The sequence below is a fragment of the Arthrobacter sp. M71 S08 genome (assembly GCF_059089725.1).
The window spans coordinates 121,291-143,738 of sequence record NZ_JBNHEY010000009.1; the positions used below are offsets into that span (position 1 = coordinate 121,291).

The 22,448-nt window shown below is 64.2% G+C and carries 15 protein-coding genes; 10 read left to right on the forward strand and 5 right to left on the reverse strand.

Going from position 1 to position 22,448, the window contains the following annotated elements:
• The first annotated feature begins 18 nt into the window (after positions 1-18).
• Both AC5RTB_RS15640 and AC5RTB_RS15645 read left to right on the forward strand, forming a co-directional pair.
• Positions 19-393 carry a DUF7793 family protein gene (locus tag AC5RTB_RS15640; protein WP_494061968.1) on the forward strand — a complete coding sequence of 125 codons (375 nt, stop codon included), beginning with the start codon at positions 19-21 and terminating at the stop codon, positions 391-393.
• Positions 383-1,930, forward strand: a complete 1,548-nt coding sequence (locus AC5RTB_RS15645; RefSeq protein ID WP_494061969.1) for a putative bifunctional diguanylate cyclase/phosphodiesterase — start codon at positions 383-385, stop codon at positions 1,928-1,930. Before AC5RTB_RS15640 ends, AC5RTB_RS15645 begins: the two co-directional genes overlap by 11 nt.
• Before the next feature lie 84 nt (positions 1,931-2,014).
• Here the strand turns inward: AC5RTB_RS15645 and AC5RTB_RS15650 are convergent, their stop codons facing one another.
• Both AC5RTB_RS15650 and AC5RTB_RS15655 read right to left on the reverse strand, forming a co-directional pair.
• Positions 2,015-3,121, reverse strand: coding sequence for a branched-chain amino acid aminotransferase (locus AC5RTB_RS15650; RefSeq protein ID WP_494061970.1), 1,107 nt, complete (start codon positions 3,119-3,121; stop codon positions 2,015-2,017).
• A gap of 118 nt (positions 3,122-3,239) precedes the next feature.
• Positions 3,240-4,295, reverse strand: a complete 1,056-nt coding sequence (locus AC5RTB_RS15655; protein ID WP_494061971.1) for a 3-isopropylmalate dehydrogenase — start codon at positions 4,293-4,295, stop codon at positions 3,240-3,242.
• Positions 4,296-4,455: 160 nt separating this feature from the next.
• On the opposite strand from AC5RTB_RS15655, the gene AC5RTB_RS15660 reads away from it, so the two are divergent.
• The 5 genes from AC5RTB_RS15660 to AC5RTB_RS15680 all read left to right on the forward strand — a co-directional run bounded on the left by AC5RTB_RS15660 (position 4,456) and on the right by AC5RTB_RS15680 (position 10,281).
• A complete protein-coding gene (locus AC5RTB_RS15660; RefSeq protein ID WP_494061972.1) occupies positions 4,456-5,655 on the forward strand; it encodes a sensor histidine kinase in 1,200 nt (399 codons plus the stop codon).
• Positions 5,656-6,348 carry a response regulator gene (locus AC5RTB_RS15665; RefSeq protein WP_494061973.1) on the forward strand — a complete coding sequence of 231 codons (693 nt, stop codon included), beginning with the start codon at positions 5,656-5,658 and terminating at the stop codon, positions 6,346-6,348. It begins immediately after the preceding gene.
• A gap of 111 nt (positions 6,349-6,459) precedes the next feature.
• Positions 6,460-7,227 (forward strand): ABC transporter ATP-binding protein, encoded by a 768-nt coding sequence (locus AC5RTB_RS15670; RefSeq protein WP_494061974.1) that lies wholly within the window; start codon positions 6,460-6,462, stop codon positions 7,225-7,227.
• Between the two features lie 2 nt (positions 7,228-7,229).
• Positions 7,230-9,713, forward strand: a complete 2,484-nt coding sequence (locus AC5RTB_RS15675) for an FtsX-like permease family protein (protein WP_494061975.1) — start codon at positions 7,230-7,232, stop codon at positions 9,711-9,713.
• Between the two features lie 58 nt (positions 9,714-9,771).
• Positions 9,772-10,281, forward strand: a complete 510-nt coding sequence (locus AC5RTB_RS15680; RefSeq protein WP_494061976.1) for a hypothetical protein — start codon at positions 9,772-9,774, stop codon at positions 10,279-10,281.
• A 43-nt stretch (positions 10,282-10,324) separates the two neighbouring features.
• On the opposite strand, the gene metG is transcribed toward AC5RTB_RS15680, so the two are convergent.
• Positions 10,325-11,893 (reverse strand): methionine--tRNA ligase, encoded by a 1,569-nt coding sequence (gene metG, locus AC5RTB_RS15685; protein ID WP_494061977.1) that lies wholly within the window; start codon positions 11,891-11,893, stop codon positions 10,325-10,327.
• Between the two features lie 98 nt (positions 11,894-11,991).
• Here metG and AC5RTB_RS15690 point away from each other — a divergent pair, with 98 nt between their 5' ends.
• Entirely contained in the window at positions 11,992-12,534 is a 543-nt protein-coding gene (locus tag AC5RTB_RS15690) for a hypothetical protein (RefSeq protein WP_494061978.1), read from the forward strand.
• Between the two features lie 188 nt (positions 12,535-12,722).
• A complete protein-coding gene (locus tag AC5RTB_RS15695; RefSeq protein WP_494061979.1) occupies positions 12,723-13,712 on the forward strand; it encodes an AfsR/SARP family transcriptional regulator in 990 nt (329 codons plus the stop codon).
• 427 nt (positions 13,713-14,139) lie between these two features.
• Here the strand turns inward: AC5RTB_RS15695 and AC5RTB_RS15700 are convergent, their stop codons facing one another.
• Positions 14,140-19,857, reverse strand: a complete 5,718-nt coding sequence (locus tag AC5RTB_RS15700) for a peroxidase family protein (RefSeq protein ID WP_494061980.1) — start codon at positions 19,855-19,857, stop codon at positions 14,140-14,142.
• Between the two features lie 143 nt (positions 19,858-20,000).
• Here AC5RTB_RS15700 and lepB point away from each other — a divergent pair, with 143 nt between their 5' ends.
• A complete protein-coding gene (gene lepB / locus AC5RTB_RS15705; RefSeq protein WP_494061981.1) occupies positions 20,001-20,513 on the forward strand; it encodes a signal peptidase I in 513 nt (170 codons plus the stop codon).
• 84 nt (positions 20,514-20,597) lie between these two features.
• On the opposite strand, the gene serA is transcribed toward lepB, so the two are convergent.
• Positions 20,598-22,187, reverse strand: a complete 1,590-nt coding sequence (serA, locus tag AC5RTB_RS15710; protein WP_494061982.1) for a phosphoglycerate dehydrogenase — start codon at positions 22,185-22,187, stop codon at positions 20,598-20,600.
• Between the last annotated feature and the right edge of the window lie 261 nt (positions 22,188-22,448).

The following is a 22,448-nucleotide window of genomic DNA, read 5'->3' on the forward strand; positions in this document are numbered from 1 at the left end:
AAGGAAGGCACGCCAGGCATGAACGCACTCCCGCTGATGCTCACTGAAGAACCGGTCCCTACATCCTTCATCCGGCTGGTGCTGCCGCAGGGCGAACACATCACCGCAGAAGTGGCGGAGACGTTCGCAGAGCAGGCCCGTACCGAAGCGGCCGGCATCCCCCGGCCTGTTCTGCTGGTGATCACGGGCGTGGCATCGCTCAGCCGCGAGGCACGTGCGGTTCTGAGCCGCTCACGCTCAGCATCGACACTTGCGGTGGTTGGATCGAGCGCCGTGGACAGGGTGCTCGCGAACTTCCTCCTCGGCGGGGAGCCGCCGCCGTGCCCCACCCGCTATTTTGGAGACGAAGAGTCCGCCGCCGACTGGTTGACGGGGCGCATCCATGAGAGCTGACGACGGCGATCCCCGCCTGGCCATGCTGGTCAACGGCATTGTGCGGCTGTCCCGGGGAGACCTCGGCAGCCGGATGAAACCCTCGCCCGCGCGGGATGACGTTGACGCCGTCATCACCGGCGTGAACCTCCTCGCCGAAGAGCTCGAACTGGTGTACCGGCAGTTGGAGAAACGCGTGGAGAACCGCACGGCCATGCTTCACCAGGCACACCTCGACATGAAGCGCATGGCGATGACTGACGCACTCACCGGATTGTCCAACCGCGTGGAACTCGTCGAGAAAATCGAGAAGTCGCTCACTGCCCAACACGAGGGCGACCCTCCCCCGGCGTTGCTGCTGCTCGACCTCGATTCGTTCAAGAACGTCAACGACCGCTTCGGACACGACGCCGGCGACGACGTCCTACGCGAAGTCGCAGAGCGCCTGCGCAGCGTGGTCCGGGCTACCGACACTGTTGCCCGGCTGGGCGGCGACGAGTTTGCCATCCTGGTCACCGAAGCCACCATGGAGATTGCTCTGGGCGTTGCGCACCGTGCCCTGGAAGTCCTCGAGAAGAGCATTGAGGTGGACGAGTTCAGCGTTCACCCCCGCGCGAGCATAGGCCTTCGACTCGCCACGCGCGAGCACACGGCCGCATCGCTGCTGCATGAAGCCGACACGGCCATGTACGCGGCGAAGAATGAGGGCCGCAGCATCATCAAGACGTTCGAACCGGTCATGCTCTATAACCGGCAGCTTCGCACACTCATGGCCTCCGAGCTGCGGGACGCAATCGGGACGGACCAGCTTTGCGTGCACTATCAACCGGTAGTCAATCTGAACGACGGATCAGTCAATGGGGTGGAAGTTCTGGTGCGCTGGGACCATCCAACCCGGGGCATGATCTCGCCTGAATCCTTCATCCCGCTCGCAGAAGAGATAGGCGCCATCTCGGAGCTCGACCGGTGGGTTATGACCACCGCGCTGCAGCAGTACGCGATCTGGCGTGCGGCGCTCCTGATCCCGGACAATTTCCAGGTACGGGTCAATATCTCGGCAATCGAGCTGCGCCAGCTCGACATGGTGGACTTTGTCCGCGGACTCCTCAAACGCATGTCCGTGCCGCCGCCCTCCCTGGTCATCGAAATTACCGAGTCCGCGCTGGTCAGCGGCGGCGAGGTGGAAACCTACTCGTTGCTCAGCTTCAGGCAGTTGGGCGTGTGCATTGAGATCGATGATTTCGGCACCGGTTACTCGTCTATCAGCTATCTACGCAAGCTGCCGGTTGACATGGTGAAGGTGGACCGCTCCATCCTGCAGGAGCCTGCGACCGGATCCTGGCAGCCCGAGTTTGTGGCCGCCGTCTTCCAGCTCATAAGGGCAGCGGGACTTGGAGCCGTCTTCGAGGGCATCGAAACCGAAGAGCAGGCCGAGTTCCTTCGTTCCCTCGGTGAACTCAGCGGCCAGGGCTACTACTTCAGCAGACCGCTGCCCGAGCCGGATGTCACCGCGCTGCTGCGCTCGGGCAGTGTCCTCCCCCTGAAGTCCTCCCGCTGAAGCCGGACGCCCGGAACTGAGGAAACGCCGAAGCCCGGCTCCCTTCGGCGGAACCGGGCTTCGCGCTGTATCACCCGGGTTCTGCTAGACGAGGCGGGTCATCCAGCCATGGGGATCCTCGACCTTGCCGGTCTGAATTCCGAGCAGTTGCTCACGCAGGGACATGGTGACCTCACCGGCCGACGGATCCGGGGCGCTGATGACCTCATCGCCGTCCTTGAGCTGGCCGATCGGGGTGATCACTGCCGCAGTGCCGCAGGCGAAAACCTCCGCAATGTCGCCGCTGCTTACGCCGTCGCGCCATTCGTCGAGGGTAATGACGCGCTCCTGGACGTTCAGTCCGCGGTCCTTGGCCAACTGGATGATGGAGGAACGGGTTACCCCTTCAAGGATTGTCCCGCTCAGCGCGGGAGTAACGAGCGTGCCGTCCTTGAAGACGAAAAAGACGTTCATGCCGCCAAGTTCCTCTACGGCATTGTTGTTGAGCTGGTCGAGGAAGAGCACCTGCTTGCAGCCGTGCGCCTCTGCCTCCAACTGCGCCGCAAGCGACGCCGCGTAGTTGCCGCCGCATTTTGCAGCTCCCGTGCCGCCCCGGCCGGCGCGCGCGTAGTTCCGCGACACCCAGATGGAAACCGGAGCCAGTTCACCGCCGAAATAGTTCGCTGCGGGTGAGGCGATGACCCGGTACGACACCTCGCGGGCCGGACGGACGCCGAGGAACGCTTCAGTGGCGATCATGAACGGACGCAGGTAGAGGCTCTCGCCATCGCGCGTGGGCACCCACTCCTTGTCAGCCGCGACGAGCTGGCGCAGCGATTCCAGGAATATCTCTTCAGGCAGTTGGGGCAGTGCGAGCCTCGCGGCTGACCGGTTGAGCCGCGCTGCGTTCGCCTCCGGACGGAAGGTCCAGATGGATCCGTCCCCATGGCGGTATGCCTTCATGCCCTCGAAGATTTCCTGGCCGTAGTGGAGCACCGCAGCGGCCGGGTCCATCGCAATGGGCCCATAGGCTTCCAGCCGTGCGTTTCCCCATCCGCCCTCACCGGCGGCGTCGACAGTGTAGTCGACCACGACGGTGTGGTCCGTGAAGTGGTTGCCGAATCCGGGGTTGGCGAGAATTGCCTCCCGGTCCGCCTCCGACTTGGGGCTCGCGGATGGGTACTGGGCGAATTCCAGCTGCGTAGCTGTCATGGTTCCTCCACGGTTACCTGCCCGCCGCGTGCACTGCGGACGGACACTGTCATGCCTTGCGGTGATCCCGAACGGGATGCACTCTGACGGCTGGTTGAGTTAACGCTTCCTAACCAGCTTAGGACACCGCGGCGGCAATCGCATCGCCGACCTCCGCGGTGGTGCGCGGTGCACCGGACCGGGTGGCGACGTCGTTCTCCACTGCCTGCTCGATCCGTGCCGCCTGCTCGCCGAAGCCCAGGTGCTGCAATAGCAGCGCTGCGGAGAGAATCGCCGCCGTTGGGTCTGCCTTCTGCTGTCCCGCAATGTCCGGGGCGGAGCCGTGCACCGGTTCAAACATGGAGGGCGCCGTGCGGTCCATGTTGATGTTGCCGGACGCTGCCAGGCCTATTCCGCCGGTAACGGCTGCGGCCAGATCGGTGATGATGTCGCCGAAGAGGTTGTCGGTCACGATGACGTCGAAGCGTGTCGGGTCGGTGACCAGGAAGATCATCGCCGCATCCACATGGAGGTAGTCATGAGTGACCTGCGGGTACTCTGCGGCGACAGCTTCGACGGTGCGCTTCCACAGGTGGCCGGCATGCACCAGGACGTTGTGCTTGTGTACCAGGGTCAGGTGCTTCCGGGGACGATCATTGGCCCGGCGGAATGCGTCACGGACCAGCCGCTCGACACCATGGGCTGTGTTCACCGACACCTCGGTCGCGATCTCGTGCGGGGTGCCCGTACGCAGTGCCCCGCCGTTACCCACGTACGGGCCTTCGGTGCCCTCACGGACCACCACGAAGTCGATCTCGCCGGGATTCGCGAGGGGACTCACCACGCCTTGATAGAGCCTCGACGGACGCAGATTGACGTAGTGGTCGAGGCTGAAACGTAGTTTGAGCAGCATCTCCCGCTCGATGAGGCCGGACGGAATGCGGGTATCTCCCGGGGCAGCGCCGACGGCACCGAACAGAATGGCGTCGTGTCCGCGCAGTCGGTTCAGGGTCTCCTCGGGGAGCGTTTCTCCCGTGGCCAACCAGTGCTCAGCACCGAGCTTGTACTCTGTGAGGCTCAATTCCGTGTCCGCGGCGGACGTTGCCGCGCGGAGCACCTTAACCGCCTCGGTAATGACCTCCGGTCCGATGCCGTCCCCGGGGATAACTGCCACATTGATGCTGGATGAAGTCATGGGATTAGCGTAGGCAACCATCCCGCATCACGGACAATTCCGGTTCGTATGTTGAGACAGTTGCCGGCCCCCAATCGCGGCCGCTTCGATCCGGTGAAGGTAACAACTCCACCCGTGGGGCGATGTCCGCTGCTTTCGGCCCACCCTAGAGTTGGTAGCTATGGATGCGCACCACCGGTTGGCCACCTGGCTACGGGAGAACCACGGCACAGTCGACCTCGTTGTGGCGGGAGCAGCATTCCTCCTCCTGGCCCTGCCGTTTACGCTCACCGGTTCGCCGTTGGAATTTGTGGTGTCGACGGCGCTGGTAATCCCCCTGGCGTGGCGACGACGGCGGACAGTCGCTGCTGCGTCCGCGGTCGCCGCGGTATCCGTCGGCCAGCTGCTGATCAATCAGCCGCCGGTCCCTGCGCAGTTGAGCGTCCTCGTCATGGTGTACGCCCTGGCGGCGCACGCCCCGCGCTGGGCTAGCCTCGGCGGCTTGGGCGTCGCGAGTTTCGGCATGGTGGCCGGCGTGGCTCAATTCGGGCTGAACCAGTACGAGACAGGCATCGCGGAACTCCCCCTGTTCGCGCTGTACATCTTCTTCGCGGTGGCTGTGGTGCTGCTTTGCTGGGCCTTCGGCGATCTTGCCCGCAGCCGCAGACTCACGCTGCAGGCGCTCGAGGACAAAACGCGCAGGCTGGAAATCGAACGACAGCAGGAGCGTGACCTCGCCGCCGCCGACGAACGCAGCCACATCGCCCGCGAGATGCATGACATCGTCGCCCATTCCCTGTCGGTGATGATTGCGCAGGCCGACGGCGCCCGTTACGCCAGCGCCGCCAACCCGGGCGTCGCGGCATCCACGCTGGGGACCATCGCGGAAACCGGTAGGGGGTCGCTGCGCGAGATGCGGCGACTGCTGGGCGTATTGAGAAACGACGGCGACGCCCCCACCCGCCCGCTGCCGACTCTGGCGGAGGTTCCCGCCCTGATCGAAACGGTGAGGCAAGCGGGGCTCGATGTGGCACTGACGCACCTCGGCACGCCCCGGCGACAGCTCCCCGCCGGCGCGGAACTCACCGTCTACCGGGTGATTCAGGAGGCCCTGACGAACGTGCTGAAGCATGCCGGCCCCCGCGCATCGGCATATGTTGCCCTGTCCTGGACAGGTAAAGGCCTTGAGGTGAGAATCGATGACGACGGACGCGGCGCCGCATCCGACGGCATGGGGAACGACATGGGGAGCAACAGCTCGGGTCAGGGCATCAGGGGCATGACGGAGCGGCTGAAACTTTACGATGGGACTGTGGAAACCGGTCCGCTCGCCGGCGGCGGCTTCCGCGTCCACGCGCATATCCCCTACACAGAGGCCTGAATGAATACCCCGTTGACCACCGCAACCATCCGTGTCGCACTGGTCGATGACCAGCATCTCGTCCGCAGCGGCTTTTCGATGCTGATCAACTCGCAACCGGATCTGGACGTCGTGTGTCAGGCCGCTACGGGCACGGAGGCGGTCTCCGTGCTGGCGTCCACGGCAGCCGACGTCGTACTCATGGACGTGCGGATGCCGGGCATGGACGGTATCGAGGCGACCCGACGCATCCTCGCCCGGGCGCAGGAGCCTGGCCCTCGCATCATCGTCCTGACTACTTTTGATCTCGACGAGTACGCGCTTGCTGCGATCCAGGCCGGAGCCAGCGGTTTCCTGCTGAAGGACGCACCTCCCGAGGAACTTCTGGAAGCGGTACGGACGGTTCACCGCGGCGATGGTGTCATTGCACCGTCGACCACACGCAGACTGCTGGAGCACGTTGCGCCGCTGCTGCGGGCAACGTCTGCAGCGAACGAACGGGCGAGAACCGTGGTGGGATCCCTCACCGCCCGCGAGCGCGAGGTGTTCACCCTGATTGCGCAGGGAAGGTCCAACACGGAGATCGCCGCAGACCTGTTCCTGTCGGAGGCGACAGTGAAGACCCACGTCGGGCATATTCTTGCCAAGCTAGGCGCGAGGGACCGGGTGCAGGCCGTAGTGCTGGCCTATGAGGCCGGCGTCGTTCGGCCTTGATCTCCTCATCCCGTTCGCCCGTCCACCTCATCCTCAGGTAGGAGACCGGAATCTCCAGGAACCTTCCCTAGTCCGATCCGCAGGCACCCGTGCACTTCCTAGCTTGGAACCATGACACCGAATCCTTCAACGGCCACCGCGCCGTCGTCCGTCTCCGTGGCAGCGGTTGCTGCCGAAACCCTCAACAAGTCCTACGGCCGGGACAACACAACCGTGCACGCGCTGCGCGATGTAACGGTCACGTTCCCGAGCGGACGCTTCACAGCGATCATGGGCCCATCCGGTTCCGGGAAGTCCACCCTGATGCATTGCCTTGCCGGACTGGACACAGCGGACTCCGGACGTATTCAACTGGGCGGAGCGGACATCACGGGTCTGAACGACGCCGAGCTGACGCGGTTACGTCGAGACCGCGTGGGCTTCGTGTTCCAGTCCTTCAACCTCATTCCAACCCTCACTGCAGAACAGAACATCACCCTCCCGGTAGCCCTGGCGGGAGGGAAAGTGGACCGCGAATGGCTGCAACAGATCTGCACTGTCCTCGGCCTGACGGACCGGCTCAATCACCGTCCGCATGAACTCTCTGGAGGACAGCAACAGCGTGTAGCGGTGGCCCGGGCCCTGCTGACACGACCGGATGTCATCTTCGGTGATGAACCGACCGGAAACCTGGACTCGCGTTCAGGAGCCGAAGTGCTGGCACTCCTGAGGCGCAGCAGCCAGGAGATGGGCCAAACCATCATCATGGTCACTCACGATCCGGTGGCCGCGTCGTATGCCGATCGGGTGATCCTGATGCAGGACGGCGCCCTGGTCGGGGAACTCGAGCGGAGCACGCCCGACGCAATCCTCGCCGCGCTCTCGCAGCTGGGAGCCTGAACGTGCTCACTGTTGCCCTTTCCCAGGTTGCGAGGCACTCCCGCCGCTACATCGCCGTCGGTCTTGCCGTCATGCTCGGCGTAGGATTCCTCGCCGCGACCCTGATGGTAGGTGGAACCACTACCGCCACCCTGCAGAACAGCATCGGTACCGAGTACGCCAGGGCTGATCTGGTTGTCTCCGATGCAAACGGCAATACCCTGCCTGCCGATGTGGCTGAACGCGTGGAAGCCGTCCCTGGCGTCCAGGACGTCCATGCAGAGACGCAGGGGGTCTTTGCCCTCGCCGCCTCATCCAGGACAAACGTCGCCTCCATCGCGACGCTCGCTTCGCCTGCGCTGGAATCTCTGAAAGTCGAGGAGGGTCGGCTTCCGACGTCGGACGTCGAGATCATCATCGACTCGGAATCAGCCGCGCAGCTCGGCCTGTCGGTCAGTGACATCGTCGAGGGCGCCGCGCTGGGCGAGGGAACGCCCGCCGAGAACGTCGCCTCTGCCGGTGTGCAGTTGACCGTGGTCGGGTTGAGCGAGCCGTCCCGTCACCCGTTCGCGTCCGGAATGATCCAGGTGCACGCAGTCGATTCCCTGGTCTCAGCACTCGCGGTCGACGCTGCTCCCGCCCGGCTCCAGCTGGCCCTGAGCGATAGCGCTGATGAGACCCAGGTCCGCAAAGCCCTTCACCCGACCCTGAACGACGCAGGCTTCGATGCTTCGGTACTCACCGCCTCAGAGCAGACCACCGAGGATGTCGCAGCCCTGTCCGGCGGGCAGGATCAGCTGACCATCATTCTCCTGGCTTTTGCGGTGGTCGCCGTCATCGTCACCGCGCTGGTTATCTCCAACACCTTCTCGGTGCTCGTCGCCCAGCGAACTCGCGAACTGGCGCTGTTGCGCTGCATCGGGGCCGGCCGCGGCCAGATCCGGCGCTCCGTACTCATCGAGGCGGCCATAGTAGGAACTGTCGCCTCTGCGCTCGGGGTGCTGCTGGCCGCCTGCGTTATGTGGACCCTGGTATCGATTGCGCGCGCTGTTCCCGGCAGCGAATTTGCAACGCTCGCCGTGCCGACGTCCGCCGTGGTCATCGGCATGGTGGTGGGCATTGCGATGACTCTTGCTGCTGCACTGGTACCCGCCCGAGCGGCGACCGCGGTCGCACCCCTGGCCGCCCTTCGTCCGGCAGATTATGCGGGGATCACTACCCGTCGCGGGCGTGTCCGGCTGGGGTTCGGGGTGGTGATGCTCGTCGGTGGAAGCCTGCTCCTCGCCGTGGGCGCGATCACCGCCAACCTGCTCATTGCCCTGCCTGGCGGCGCTTTGTCGTTCCTCGGGCTGCTGCTCTGCGCCGGTCTCTTCGTCCCGGCACTGGTCACGAAGGTGGGCGGGTTGGCGAAGCCGCTCGGCGTACCTGGAACACTGGCGGCGGTCAACGCCGTACGCAATCCTGGCCGGACCACGGCCACTGCGACTGCCCTCATTGTCGGTGTCACTCTCGTCAGCATGATGATGGCCGGAGCGCAGACTTCCCGTACCGCCTTCGATGATGCCCTGGCGCAGAACTATCCCGTGGACCTGGCCGTCACGCTCGAGGGCGAGCACCCGGCGGAGGCGACGAACCTGCTGCTGGCAATGGAAGGTGTCGAAGCCGTTGTCCGGCCCACCCCCGTCGCGCAGACGGGCGAGGACACCGGTGCTCAGGCTGTCTATACGCTCTCGACAGCTGAGGCGGAAGCGGTCCTGCGTTCCCCGACCGCATACCCGCGGGAGGATGCCGTGATCATGCCCGACGGCACAGGCCCGACTGAACTCACGGTCCAGGGTTCCTTCTCGGAACAGACGCTTCCGGTGGTGGAGGCTGAGAGCAGTACTCTCGTGCCGCTCATCACAGAGTCGACGGCGGAGAGCCTGGGCATTACGCAGGATCTCGACGGCGCTCCGGACATGCTCTGGATGAAGTTGGACGATTCTCTGAGTTCCGGCGACATCACTCAACTGCGTACTGAGATCGTCGACGCCCTGGGGCTCTCCGAATACCTCGTTTCAGGAGCCGCACTCGAGCGTGCAACGTTCAATCAGATCATCGATGTGCTCCTACTCGTGGTCACGGCCCTCCTCGCCGTCGCCGTCCTGATTGCATTGATCGGGGTGGCCAATACCCTGTCCCTGTCGGTACTCGAACGCACCCGGGAGTCGGCCCTGCTGCGCGCACTTGGGCTGACCAAAGGCCAGCTGCGCAGCATGCTGGCCGTTGAAGCCCTGTTGATCGCCGGCGTGGCGGCCATGATCGGAATTGGGCTCGGGATGCTCTACGGCTGGCTGGGTGCCCAGGCTGCGCTGGGGGCAATGGCAACAGTGACGCCGTCGTTTCCATGGCTGCAACTGCTGGGTGTGCTCATCGTCGCCAATGTTGCAGGCCTCGCGGCATCGGTGATGCCGGCACGACGCGCTGCCCGGCTGTCCCCGGTTCAGGGATTGGCCATGGAGGGCTGACCTGCAAGGATTGCTTCACGGTCCGCGAGCGCGGGCCGTGAAGTGAACAGGAGGACCGGTGAAAAAACCCGCTCAGGCAGAACCGCAGTGGATGTTCCGCTATCTTGAGGACCATTTCCTCGGAGCGACGGGCGGAGTACGCCTGTTCGATGCAGCCGCGCAGACATGGAAGGGTACGCCGCACGGGCGCACCCTTGCCCGTCTCCACGACGAGATCGACAGCGAGCGCTCCGAGCTTCTTCGCTCGCTCAAGGCTCTGGGACACCGTCCGAACACCTTCAAGATGGGTTTCGCGCATCTGGGCGCAGTCGCGGCGCGCCTGAACCCGCTCAACGCGCGCAGATCCGAGAAGGGGCCTGGGGCGCAGCTTGAACTGGAGGCGCTGCAGAGCCTGGTCCGCGGCAAGCAGGCACTCTGGGAAACGCTCCTGGTCCTGCTGGACGCCGGCTGGTCCTTCCCCGGGTACGACCGCGATCACCTCAAGGAGCTCGCCGATCGGGCACGCGGACAACAGCAGGAGGTTGCCGCCATCATGGTGTCCACGGCGGCGGAGCGTTTCCGTTCCTGAACTGCGTCGGCTTGGCAGGACACAGTGTGTCCGGCCAAGCCGATCAGGACTCGGACGGCTCCTCGTACTTCGGGAAGATCGGGGTTGGCGCCGGCAGCGCGATTCCCACCACGAGCGGTGCGGCGAGTGCATCGAACCGGCGCGCGGCGTCGTCGTCCTCGGTGCCCTGTCCCAGGGCTGTGAGCAGCTTCGCGGCGCCGTCGGGCATTACCGGCTGCACCAGGATCGACACGATGCGGAGGATTTCCAACGTCACGTAAAGGACGGTGTTCATGCGGTCCAGGTCCGTTTTCCGCAACACCCACGGCTGCTGTTCGGCGAAGTACGCGTTGGTATCGCCGAGCACCGTCCAGATGGCCTCCAGGGCGCGGGAGAGTTCCTGCTTCTCATACGCGGCGCGGCAGGACTCGAGCAGCGTATTCGCGGCCGCGAGAATGCGCTGGTCGGCATCCGTTAACGACGACGGCGCCGGCACCAGTCCATCGCAGTTCTTCGCCACCATCGATAGGGACCGCTGGGCGAGGTTTCCCAGATTGTTTGCGAGGTCCGAGTTCATGCGGCTGACGATCGCCTCGTGGCTGTAGGAACCGTCCGCGCCGAAGGGCACCTCACGGAGCAGGAAGAAGCGGATCTGGTCGCGGCCATACTGTTCCATCCAGTCCTTCGGCGCAATCACATTGCCGAGTGACTTGGACATCTTCACGCCCTTGTTGTGAAGGAAGCCGTGGATCATCACACGCTTGGGCAGCTCTATGCCTGCCGACATCAGGAACGCCGGCCAGTAGATAGCGTGGAAGCGGGAGATGTCCTTGCCGATCACATGGACGTCCGCCGGCCAGTACTTGCGGAAGGACTCAGACTCGGTGTCGGGGTACCCGACGCCGGTGAGGTAGTTGGTGAGCGCGTCCACCCACACGTACATGACGTGCTTGGGGTTGCCGGGCACCGGTACACCCCAGTCAAAGGTGGTGCGGCTGATCGAGAGATCGTCCAGGCCGCGCTTCACGAAGCTGATGACCTCGTTGAACCGGGATTGGGGTGCGCCGAATTCGGGCTGGTCCGCGTACAGCGCGAGAAGCCGGTCCTGGTAGCTGGACAGCCGGAAGAAGTAGCTCTCCTCCTCCGTCCAGGTGACCTCCGTGTCGGTGTCCTTCGAGTAGCGGATGCCGTCCTCGCGGAGCTCAGTCTCTTCCTCGGTGTAGTAGGCCTCATCCCGCACGGAGTACCAGCCGGCGTACTTGTCGAGGTAGATGTCGCCGTTGGCCTCCATCCGCCGCCAGATGTCCTGGGAGGCGGCGTAGTGATCCTCGTCCGTTGTGCGGATGAAACGGTCGTACGTGATCGCGAGATCGGCGTGAGCAGCCTTGTAGACTGCGGCGTTCCGGTCCACGAGCTGCTTGGGGGTGATTCCCTCTTTCTCGGCCGTCTGGGCAATCTTCATGCCGTGCTCGTCAGTACCCGTCAGGAACATGACGTCGTAACCATCCAACCGCTTGAACCGCGCGATGGCGTCGGTAGCCACGTACTCATAGGCATGCCCGATGTGGGGCACGCCGTTCGGATAGGTGATGGCCGTGGTGATGTAGAAAGGGGGTTTCTGCGCAGAACTCACCCTAGAAAGTTACCCTGCCGTGGTTGGGTTGTCGCATCATTGCGTCGGGGGTACCCGCGATCATGGTTTTCCCATGGTGGGAACCGAACACTACTTGCATGGCACACCAGCTCGATGACCGCCCCATTCCGCGCCCACGGACCGTCCCCCGGCACCGGATACTTGTCCCCGCCGCGCTTCTGATCGGCGTGATGGGCGGGACAACATGGGTGCTCACGAACAGCGTGGAGGAGGAACCGCCCACCATGCTGGGCGCATCGGACACGGTGGACGGCGGACTCGCCCGCATCAACGGAATCCTGCCTCTTGAGACAGACGGATGGGAGCCTCCCGCCAACGGAGCAGCATTGCAGACCGAAGTGCCCGACGGCGCTCATCGGGTGCGCGTGCTGCTCGAACTGACGGCGCTGGAACCGGACGGGATTACGTTCAGGGCATCGGACTACTTCATTGACGGGCTTGGCACCGGCGAACCGCGGATCATCTGGGCGTCACCGTCCGAGCACACCGCCGAGCAGGGTGAAACCATCGACGCCACTTTGGTCTTCGAAATCCCCAACAAAGCCCTTGCGCTGGTACTCAGCGACGACGGCGAGACCCGGCTTTCGCTGGGAACCGAGCACCACACAGCGGGTCAGTGAGTGTACTGAGTAGCCGTATCCGCCACTCGGGTAACTACCCGGCTCGATACTCTCGGATTTTCGAGTAGTGCCCCCGAACCCTCTCGGATCGGGGGCATATTTTCGGGTAGACCCTACTCGTGATCCGTGTTTCTTCGATCCCTAGGTTTGATCTCGTCATCACAAGCAAGAAAGACGAGGTCTCGCTCATGTTGCAGTCAGACACATTCTCACCGTCGCACTCGGGTACCCCGGCGGATGCGCCAGGCGTGCCGGCATTCCTGAGCGTCCAGCTGATCGGCTCCCTTCGAATCCGGCGCGGCGACACCGTGCTGACCGCCCGGACCCTCGGCGGTCCGAAGCCGCGCCAGATCCTGGAAATCCTCCTGCTGAGCCTCGGCACCCCCGTTTCAAAGGACCGCCTCATCGAGGTCCTCTGGGAAGGGCACGCACCGGCAGAAGCGCTTCCCACACTTGAAAGCTACGTCAGCGTCCTTCGGCGGAACATCCAGCCCGGCAGCGGCAAGCAGGGACCCCTGCGTACCACCACGGGCGGATATGTCATGGACGCCACCATGGTGGACCTGGACGTGTTCCGCTTCGACCAGCTTCTTCGTCAGGCACAGCAGAGCGCACCGGAAACTTCGCTCCAACTGCTCCACGAGGCCCTCGCACTCGCGACAGCACCGTTGCTCGGTGACGAACTGCTCCCGGCATGGGCAGAGGATGAGCGGGAACTCCACACCTCCCGAGTCCTCGAAGCGACTGTCCTGGCGGCAGAGACGGCCGCAGAGCTCGGCGCCGTGCCAGAGTCGATCGAATGGGCGCAGAAAGCCCTCGGCATGGACGCGCTGAACGAGCGGGCCTGGCTGGTCCGTGTTGCGGGCCTCGAGCGCTCGGGAAGGTACGCCGAAGGCCTTCAAAGCTACGAGAAGTGCCGGCGGACCATGGTTCGGGAGCTGGGCTGTGCGCCCGGACCCGGACTGAAGGCCGCGCACGCGCGACTCCTGCAGGCTACCGCTGAGAGCGAAGGGGAGCTGTCCGACGTTCTGTCCGCGCTGCTTGTTCTCCACAGCCAGCTCAGCAGGACAGCTGCCCCGGTTGCGGCAGCAGCATCCCCGCAGGTTGTCCGGCAGTCCCTGCGGGAAGCTACTCACGTCATCAACTCCTTCCTCGTGCGGGCGATGGCCGGAGCCTAGAACTTCCCGGGCCGTGCCCGCCCGCGGATGGGGCGGGCAGGCGCGGACCGAGCGCAGAGGGACACTGAGAGGGTTTCTGCCCAGGGGCGGGAACCCTTTTTGGTGTGCCCGGAAGATCCCGCTCGTGGCCATCCGACTATTGAATGGTTGCCTGAGTACGTTTCGCGCGCTGCATGGCGCTGTCCCGTTCCAGGGACCCCTGCGCGGTGCTCCAGGGGCCTTGCGCAGTGCCGCAGGTGCCCGCACCACCGACGAGCCGCAAGCCGGGACTCCCGGGCTTCTACGTGCCGGTCGAAGAGCAGCCGGGTGGCAGCCGAGCTGCCTGCGGCGGCGGCGGCGACAGAATCCGATGCACAATGGGAAGGACCATGGCGGGTGGCCGAAGCTACCCGCCATGGTCCTTTCCTGGTTGAACCGGTTTATCGACTCACGCGATCAGGAAGGACCCCCATCCGCTCCCGATCTGAGTACGGGTCGTCACCCGCCCCGTTCCGGTTCCGGGGTAGAGCCACAGCCTTCCCGCGGAGTCCCGTGCCACGAGATCCGAGCGGGAATCGCCGGTCTGGTCGCCCATGCCGATCAGGGTGTACCCGCCCCAGCCGCTGCCGAACTGACTCCTGGCCTGGAAACCACCGGTGCCGTTCCCCGGGTACAGCCACAACCGCCCCGTGCTGTCGGATGCGATGACGTCCGAGCGGCTGTCTCCGTTGAAGTCCCCGGTACTGGCCATCTGGAAGCCATTCCAGCCGCTGCCTGCCGCGGTGCGTGACTGGAATCCGCCGGTTCCGTTGCCCGGGTAGAGCCAGAGCCTGCCGGACGAGTCCCGGGCCAGCAGGTCGGAACGCTTGTCTCCGTTGAAGTCGCCCGGGGCGGTCAGGGTGAAGCCGCTCCAGCCGTTTCCGATCTGGACCCCTGACTGCAGCTTGCCTGCGGCGTTGCCGCGGTAGAGCCAGAGCCTGCCGGTGGAATCGGAGGCGATGATATCCGCGTTGCCGTCACCGCTGAAGTCGGGGGTAGCGATGATGCTCCGCATTCCCTGCCAGCCGGTTCCGAACAGCGATCGGGTCTGGAGACGCCCTGCCCCGTCTCCGGGATAGAGCCACAGTCGCCCACTGGTGTCCCGCGCAACCAGGTCGCCGATTCCGTCACCGTTGAAGTCTTCCTTCCGTTCGGTACTGACAGGGGTAGCGGGCTGGGAGACAGCCGAGAACTCGCCGGCGCCGAGGACGTTTACAGCCCTCACTTGGAATCGGTACTCCGTTCCGTTGGTGAGGCCGGAAACTTCAAGGCTTGTGGCGTCCGCTCCGGCTGTCCGGAGGGCTCCTACCGGCTGTCCATCAGCACCGATTACCTGGACTGCGTAACCGGTGATGACAGAACCGCCGTCGGTTCCGGGTGCCGTCCAGTTCACTGTTACCGATGCGTTCCCCGCGCTCACCGCACCGACCACGGGAACGCCCGGAACAGTCATCGGCGTGACTGGAGCCGAAGCCGCCGAGAGCGCACCGTTACCGTGGGCATTGACCGCAAGGACCCTGAAGCTGTAAGCCGTGCCGTTGGCAAGGCCGGTAACCTCCGTGGTCGTCGCTGTCCCCGTGAGGGGAATGGTCTGGATGAGGGTCTCTCCGGCGAGCACCTGCACCTTGTATCCCGTAAGGGCTGTGCCACCGTTGGCAGTCGGCGCGGTCCACGAGAGACTGACGACGCCGTTGCCTCCGACACCCGTCACATCCGCCGGTGCGTTTGGCGCGACGTCCGGGACAACAGGGGCGGACAGTGGCGAGAACGCACTAGTTCCGATTTCGTTGGAAGCGCGTATTTGGAAGCGATATGCCTGCCCATTGGTCAGGTCATTCACAACCGTGGTGGTTTGGTTGCCGGGGATCTGCCGGAGTGCTCCGACCGGGGCTCCGTTGGCGTCCACCGCGCGCACTTCGTAGGTGGTGACAGGAGAAGCCGGTGCCTTCCATTCCAGGCTGACTGAACGGTCACCCGCGGTTGCTGCGGCGAGCTGCGGCACGCCGGGTGCCACAGAATCAGCGAACACGAGCTTTTCGATGTTCCGCAGGGTGTCAATGCCGTCTCCCTCCCCGAGTTCCGGCAGCGCATCCGGGTCGTCACCGAGGTGGGTCACCGTGGTGACGCTGCCCGGAGCCCCCAGAGCCGCACCGGATGGAACGGTGGTGACGGTGTAGTTCTGTTCGAGGTCCGAGAAGACGGCACTGTCGATATCACTGCCGGTGCCACCGTCGACGATTTCCCGGACAATGACGATGTTTCCAGGATCGACGGCACCGGCGAAGACCGCAGCCTGCAGGGTCCGTGAGCTGCCTGACAGGTATGGCTTGTCCATTGCCTGGGCACTGCCGATTTCCGTCGCAGGATCTGCAGGGTCGGTACGAACGCTAAGCCGCACGCGCAGTTGCTTGTCCCCATCGAGGATATCGTTGCCGCCGCGGCCCTCGAGGAGATCGCTGCCTCCACCTCCCAGGATGATATTGCCTTCACCCCAGACGCCTCCGTTATCCGTTGCGCCGGCGGGAAGCAGTTCGGCGAGGCCGCTTATCCGTGCCGCACCTTCGGCGTCAAGCCAGTTGTTCCCGGAGAAGCCTTCGCCCTCGACAAGCCTTGGGACGACGTTGTCGCCGCGGAGCACGTCGTTCTTCCCTGCGCCCGAGAGCGCCTCCACCTCCGAGTACCGGTCCCGCAGGACGTCTACCGGCAACGGCACGCCGAGCAACTTGAGGGTCAGGTCGGCGTTTGCCGCCAGCGGGTCGAACTGGTGACTGGACCAGTCGAAACCGGCTGCACCGGCATTCCGCTCGATTCCCGGATCGGCGAGCATGATGTCGTCGCCGCCTTCGGCATCGTAGTCGTCGTCGCCGTTCCCGCCAATCAGGACATCATGTCCGGAATCATTCGGATCGTCGAAGAACGGAGCGCCGCTGTCACCCATCAACAGGTCAGCACCTTCACCGCCTTGCAGCCAGTCGCTCCCGGAGTCACCGCGGGCCATATCGTTACCACCCCCGGCGATGATGAAGTCATCGCCTTCGCCGCCGAAGACGCTGTTCGTGTTGGCGCCCCCATTGATGAAGTCCTTGCCGTCACCTCCGAGAATCAGGTCCAGGCCGGGACCTGCGTCGAGTGCGTCGTTACCGGGTCCGCCCTTGAGGACGTCGTCGCCGGCCGAGTCGGTGATGATGTCGTTGCCCTCTCCTCCGAGAGCGGTATCGCCGCCGTCATTGCCTTCAATGACGTCATTGCCCTCGTTCCCGAGGAAGGTGTCATTGTCGACGCCGCCCCACACCCGATCACCCTCAGCCGTGCCGTTGTAAACACTCTGGCCATTGATGCCGGCCGGATCGACGGAGTTGGTGGTGCGGTAACGGATGGTGCCGTCGGGCATCCGGATCAATAGCGCTTCTTCGTTGCACTGCGAGAGCGGGTCGTCCAGCACCGTTGTGCCGCTGAACTGCAGCCGACCGAGTTCGAACTTGCAGTCGGAGGTCCCGAAGACATCAGCCTTCATGGCTGTGGCGCTGGTGTTGCGCATGATTATTTCGGCGAACGAGTTACCCTCCAGCTGGGAGAGAAGGTTCATGCCGCCCGTTCGTGCCAGGTAGTAGAACCGGTCTCCGCTTTGCAGGTCGAGCATCTGCTGCTCGAAGACGTAGTTGAAGGTCGGCCCGAGCAACCCGCCGAAGAGATTGGTGCGCTCGGCAAGTCCTCCCACCCACAGGTCCACTTTGTCCAGGCCCGTCTTTGACACGCCCGCATCATTCGTCCATGCTCCGGTTGAGCCCATGAACTCCGCGGCGTCCGCGGGGATTGTGCCCTCGGCAGCGTCGATAGGCGGCTTCACCAGGAGGGTGGCGGCTGCCCGCTTGTCGGCCAAAGTGGTGGCATCGATGATGGTTGGGTGCTGCCCGTAAGCAGCGATGAAATTCACCAGCGACTGAGGGTGCTTCAGGTTCAGACCGAAATCGATCCAGTTGGTGTAAGGCTTCAATTGTCCGTCGTTGGTGGTGTTGTAAAGCTGCTTGCGCAGGTTGTTCAGGGATGGGATGCCGGTTTCCCGGGCGCGGCCGATATTGATGGCGGCCAGGTCCAGCGGCAGTCCCAGGAGGTTGTTGCGCAGAGTGTCCGTGGTGAATTCATCGAGCTCATTACCCACCTGGTCGGACATTCCCATGGCGATGGCCCCGGCTGCTTCCTTGGGCTTCAGTGTCCCCGCGCTCCCGCCGTTGAAGTATTCCGGTGGGTTCAGGAAAGCATCCAGTAGCGGAACGTCGTTGGTTGAGCCGTCGACATTGGTCCGCGAAACAGTGTCTGTCAGCATCGAGTGGCCGAAGCGGTAGACCGCGTGGGCAAACTCTGCCGTGATGGCCGGGTTGACGTCGTCGTGGTAGGTGCCGAAGGGTTCGATGAGGGGCTGCACCTTGCGTGCGAACTCTTCGAACGCCAGGTGCTGGTACTCCATCTCGGTCACGAACCGTGCTGCCTGGAAGATGCGCTCACCGTTCCATCCGTCAGCGCCGGCTGCGCTCTTCCATTCGGCCAGGGCGGCAACGCCCCGGGATGAAGTGTCCGCCTCCAGCGTGGCCTTGATGTCGTCCACCATGCGGTTGTGCTCAGAGTGGAAGACCTGATGGATCATGGTGAGTGCCACGTTCTCGTTGACCCGGCCGTCACCGGCGACAAAGTGTGCATTCAGCATCTCGTCGTCGTAGGTGCTTCCCGGCGCCCCGGGAGGAGTGATGACATCGTCAGCATCGGCGGTCAACCCCGGCTTCGGCACAGCGTTGTGCGCGATGTCGTCCAGGAATGCCTCGTTGATCCGGAGAGCATTGTCCGGAACCCGGACGGGAGCGGCAACATTGCCCTCCACCAGGCCGTCAGCTGTTACGTACTGGGGCAGTCCGCGTGCCGGGCCCGGGATGAACTTCCCGTACGGGTCGACGGCGATCATCGGAATGCTCAGGGCATCGGAATCAACCAGTTTCAGGCCCAGCTTCGTTTCGGCCTGTGCCTTGAGCATCGCCCAGGTTCCCATGCCGCCGTCCGCCGATTCCAGGAGGATTCCCGTGGACACCGGCTTCCCGGCGGCATTATTGGCGTACTCCCTCAGGAACACTTGGTGGGACGGGTCCGAGCTGTAGGTCTGTGACTGGTCGACATAAGGGTTGGTCCGGTTGGTCGCCTCGCGGACGTCGTCGGCGGTACCAAGCTGCCCGTCCGGGCCAGGCTGGTTGGTTGCCCGGGTGAGCACCATGAAACGCATGCGGGCTGGAAGGTCGTCGGCAGTTCCTAACTTGCCGTCGGCTCCGGGAATCAGCGGATCGTCGTCCTTCAGGGGGATGAAGACAGAACTTCCGGACTTGTTGACCAGGTCCAGGCCATGGTCGAAGAACTGCCCGAAAATGGTGAACAGCGAGTTGTAGGGCGGTGAAAGCCCGACGTCGGTGGTGATGTTCGGGATGAAGAGGGTCTCTCCGGCGGGCACGCACCCCTCTGGCAGTCCCTCGGCGTCACACGGGACAACGCCCTCGTTGCCCTGGCTTCGCACTGGATACAGGGCCGCGGCGACGGCTGCGGGATTGGTCGAGGTCTGGTCGACGATGAGGTTGCTGATAACGCGGGGCTGCGAGTCGACCACGTTTCCGATGCCGTCATAGGTAGTCTGTCCGGGCTGGCGAATGATCGCTCCATCTTCGGCGGCATGAAACTCCGGCGTAGTCATACGGGGGAACGGGTGGTTTGAGGCACCGAAATTCTCGCGCTCGGCCTGCAGGTTGTTACAGGATCCGTCTACGGTGCGAAGGCCGTAGGAGACCAGGGGTCCCGGTACCTGGTCGGGCGCGGTGCCGAGCAGGGCGCCGCAGGGTCCCGTTTCTGACGTGGTATTGCGGACGTGCGCCTCAGCAATCTTGATCTGGCGCAGGATGAACGCCAGGTCCGAGGACGTCACGTTGAATCCCTGGCCCACCGGCGCCGCCTGCGCGGGTGCAGCAACGAGGGGCAGGCCGATGCCCGTGAGCATGACCAGTGAAGTGAGTGCCGCGAATGTGCGCCTGAACGGGAACGCCCAGAGCCGCGTCTGCGCAGCCGGGTGCTCCTCCGAGCCGTGTGGTGCCTTTCCCATAATTCCTCCCAAGACCTGGCCGGCGGACTTCCGCCGGTGCCGCAAGAGTTTCGTACGAGCGTTATGAATTTCTTGGGAGGGTCAGGGTTTCCCCAAGCAAAGGGGTGGATCATCTAACCAGTCGACCGACCGGAGTGGGATTTATGGGCAACCACGTGGTGATGACCACACGCAGTTCTTCCATCAGCACGGCGCTGCGTCGCCCGCTGGTTACTTTTACGGCAGTGGCATTCCTGCTGGTCGCGCTGCGGCTGTGGGTTATCGAGCCACTCTGGGTCTCGTCCTCAAGCATGGAACCAACCGTCGCCGAGGGGAGCATCGTCCTGCTCTACCGGCATGGAGAAGTGACTGAAGGCTCTTTGGTCTCATTCCAGGCTCCGATCGAGGCGGGGACAGTCCTCAAGCGGGTTGTGGCCGTGGGTGGACAGACGGTCGCCATCAGGGACGCACGGCTCTACATCGACGGCACCGCGGTGTCGGAACCGTTCGTTGACCATTCGCGTATTGACGGTACTTACTTCGGGCCTGTCACAGTGCCCGAAGGCCACGTCTTCGTCATGGGCGATAACCGTGCCGAGTCGGTGGATTCGCGCGCTTTCGGGCCACTGCCCACGGACAGCATCGAGGCAACCGTCGCCTGGCCGGCCGTGCCCTGAGCCGGCAGACGAACCGGGGCCTAAACGACGGCTGCGCCCGCGCGAAGAACGCGCGGACGCCGCTGATTGAGAGTTGCGGACGAATTAGTCCTGCAGATCCACCTCGCGGGCGACCGAAGCTCCGATCGCTTCCTTCAGGTTCTCAAGAACGTCCTGGGGCACAGAGCTGTCCACGGTGAGCAGGGAGAGCGCCTGGCCGCCCTCCTTACTGCGGGCAACCTGCATGCCGGCGATGTTGATACCGCGCTCCCCCAGCACCTGGCCGAGGGTACCGATCACTCCCGGCCGATCCTGGTACAGGATCACCAGAAGGTGTTCGCTGATGGGGATTTCGAGGTCATAGCCGTTGACGCCCACCAGTTTCTGAATCTGCTTCGGTCCGGTGAGGGTACCGGCCACCGAGATCTGGGAACCATCGGACAACGCGCCGCGAATCGTCAGTACGTTGCGGTATTCCTCCGACTGGTCTGTTGTGACCAGGCGGGTGTTGATGCCCCGCTGCTCAGCGAGAACCGGTGCGTTGACGTAGGAGACCTGCTCGGAGACGACGTCGGTGAAAACGCCCTTCAACGCGGCCAGTTCCAGTGCCTTCACGTCCAGCGACGCGATTTCTCCCGCTACCTCGACCTCGATCTGCGTGAGCGAGTCGTGGGTCAGGGCGGTGAAAATGCGTCCAAGCTTCTCCATCAGCGGGATGCCGGGGCGCACGTCCGGCGCGATGACGCCGCCCGCGACGTTGACGGCGTCGGGCACGAGCTCACCTGCGAGGGCAAGGCGGACCGACTTGGCTACCGAGATGCCGGCTTTCTCCTGGGCTTCGGCCGTAGACGCGCCGAGGTGGGGCGTGACCACAACGTTGTCCATCTCGAAGAACGGAAGGTCGGTGCTGGGCTCCTTGACGAAGACATCAACTCCCGCACCGGCGATCTGCCCTTCCTTCAGGGCACTGTAGAGCGCCTCTTCATCCACGAGTCCACCACGGGCCACGTTGACCACGTAGGCGCTGCCCTTCATCTTCTGGAAGGCGGAGGCTCCGAGCATGCCCACAGTCTCCGGCGTCTTGGGCATGTGGATGGTGACGAAATCCGACTCCGTCAGGAGCTCGTCCAACGTTACGAGCTGTACGCCCAACTGTGCGGCGCGGGCGGAGGTGACGTACGGGTCATAGGCGAGGATATCGGTGCCGAAACCCTGCAAGCGCGCTGCGACCAGCGCGCCGATACGGCCGAGCCCGATGATGCCGACCTTTTTCTCGTAAAGTTCGGTGCCCGAGTACTTGGACCGCTTCCACTCGCCGCCCTTCAGCGCGCCGCTGGCCTGCGGGATGTGGCGGGCGAGGCTGAGAATATGGCCGACGGTGAGCTCGGCAGCGGAGATGATGTTGGAGGTCGGTGCGTTGACCACCATCACACCGGCCTGCGTGGCTGCCTTGATATCAACATTGTCCAGCCCAACGCCGGCGCGGGCGATCACCTTGAGTTTGGACGCTGCTGCGATCGCCTCGGCGTCCACCTGAGTTGCGGAACGCACGAGAATAGCGTCCACGTCGGCGATGGCTGCAAGCAGCTTGGGCCGGTCGGCTCCGTCGGTCTGACGGATTTCGAAGTCCGGTCCGAGCGCGTCCACGGTTGCCGGCGAGAGCTCTTCAGCAAGGAGAACTACTGGTTTTTCCACGGGAGATCCTTCGCAGTGCGTTGGGCAGAAGTGTTCGAAGTGTGTCGTTCAGGAGTTGTGTTAAGTGTAGTTTGCGGCGCTGGACCACCCACTTTGTTACCCCCGTTGGTGCAGAATGAGAGAAACGCCACACACAGGCGCGGCCGGACCGGCGGAACATAAAAAAGGGGGGGGGGGGGGGGGGGGGGGGGGGGGGGGGGGGGGGGGGGGGGGGGGGGGGGGGGGGGGGGGGGGGGGGGGGGGGGGGGGGGGGGGGGGGGG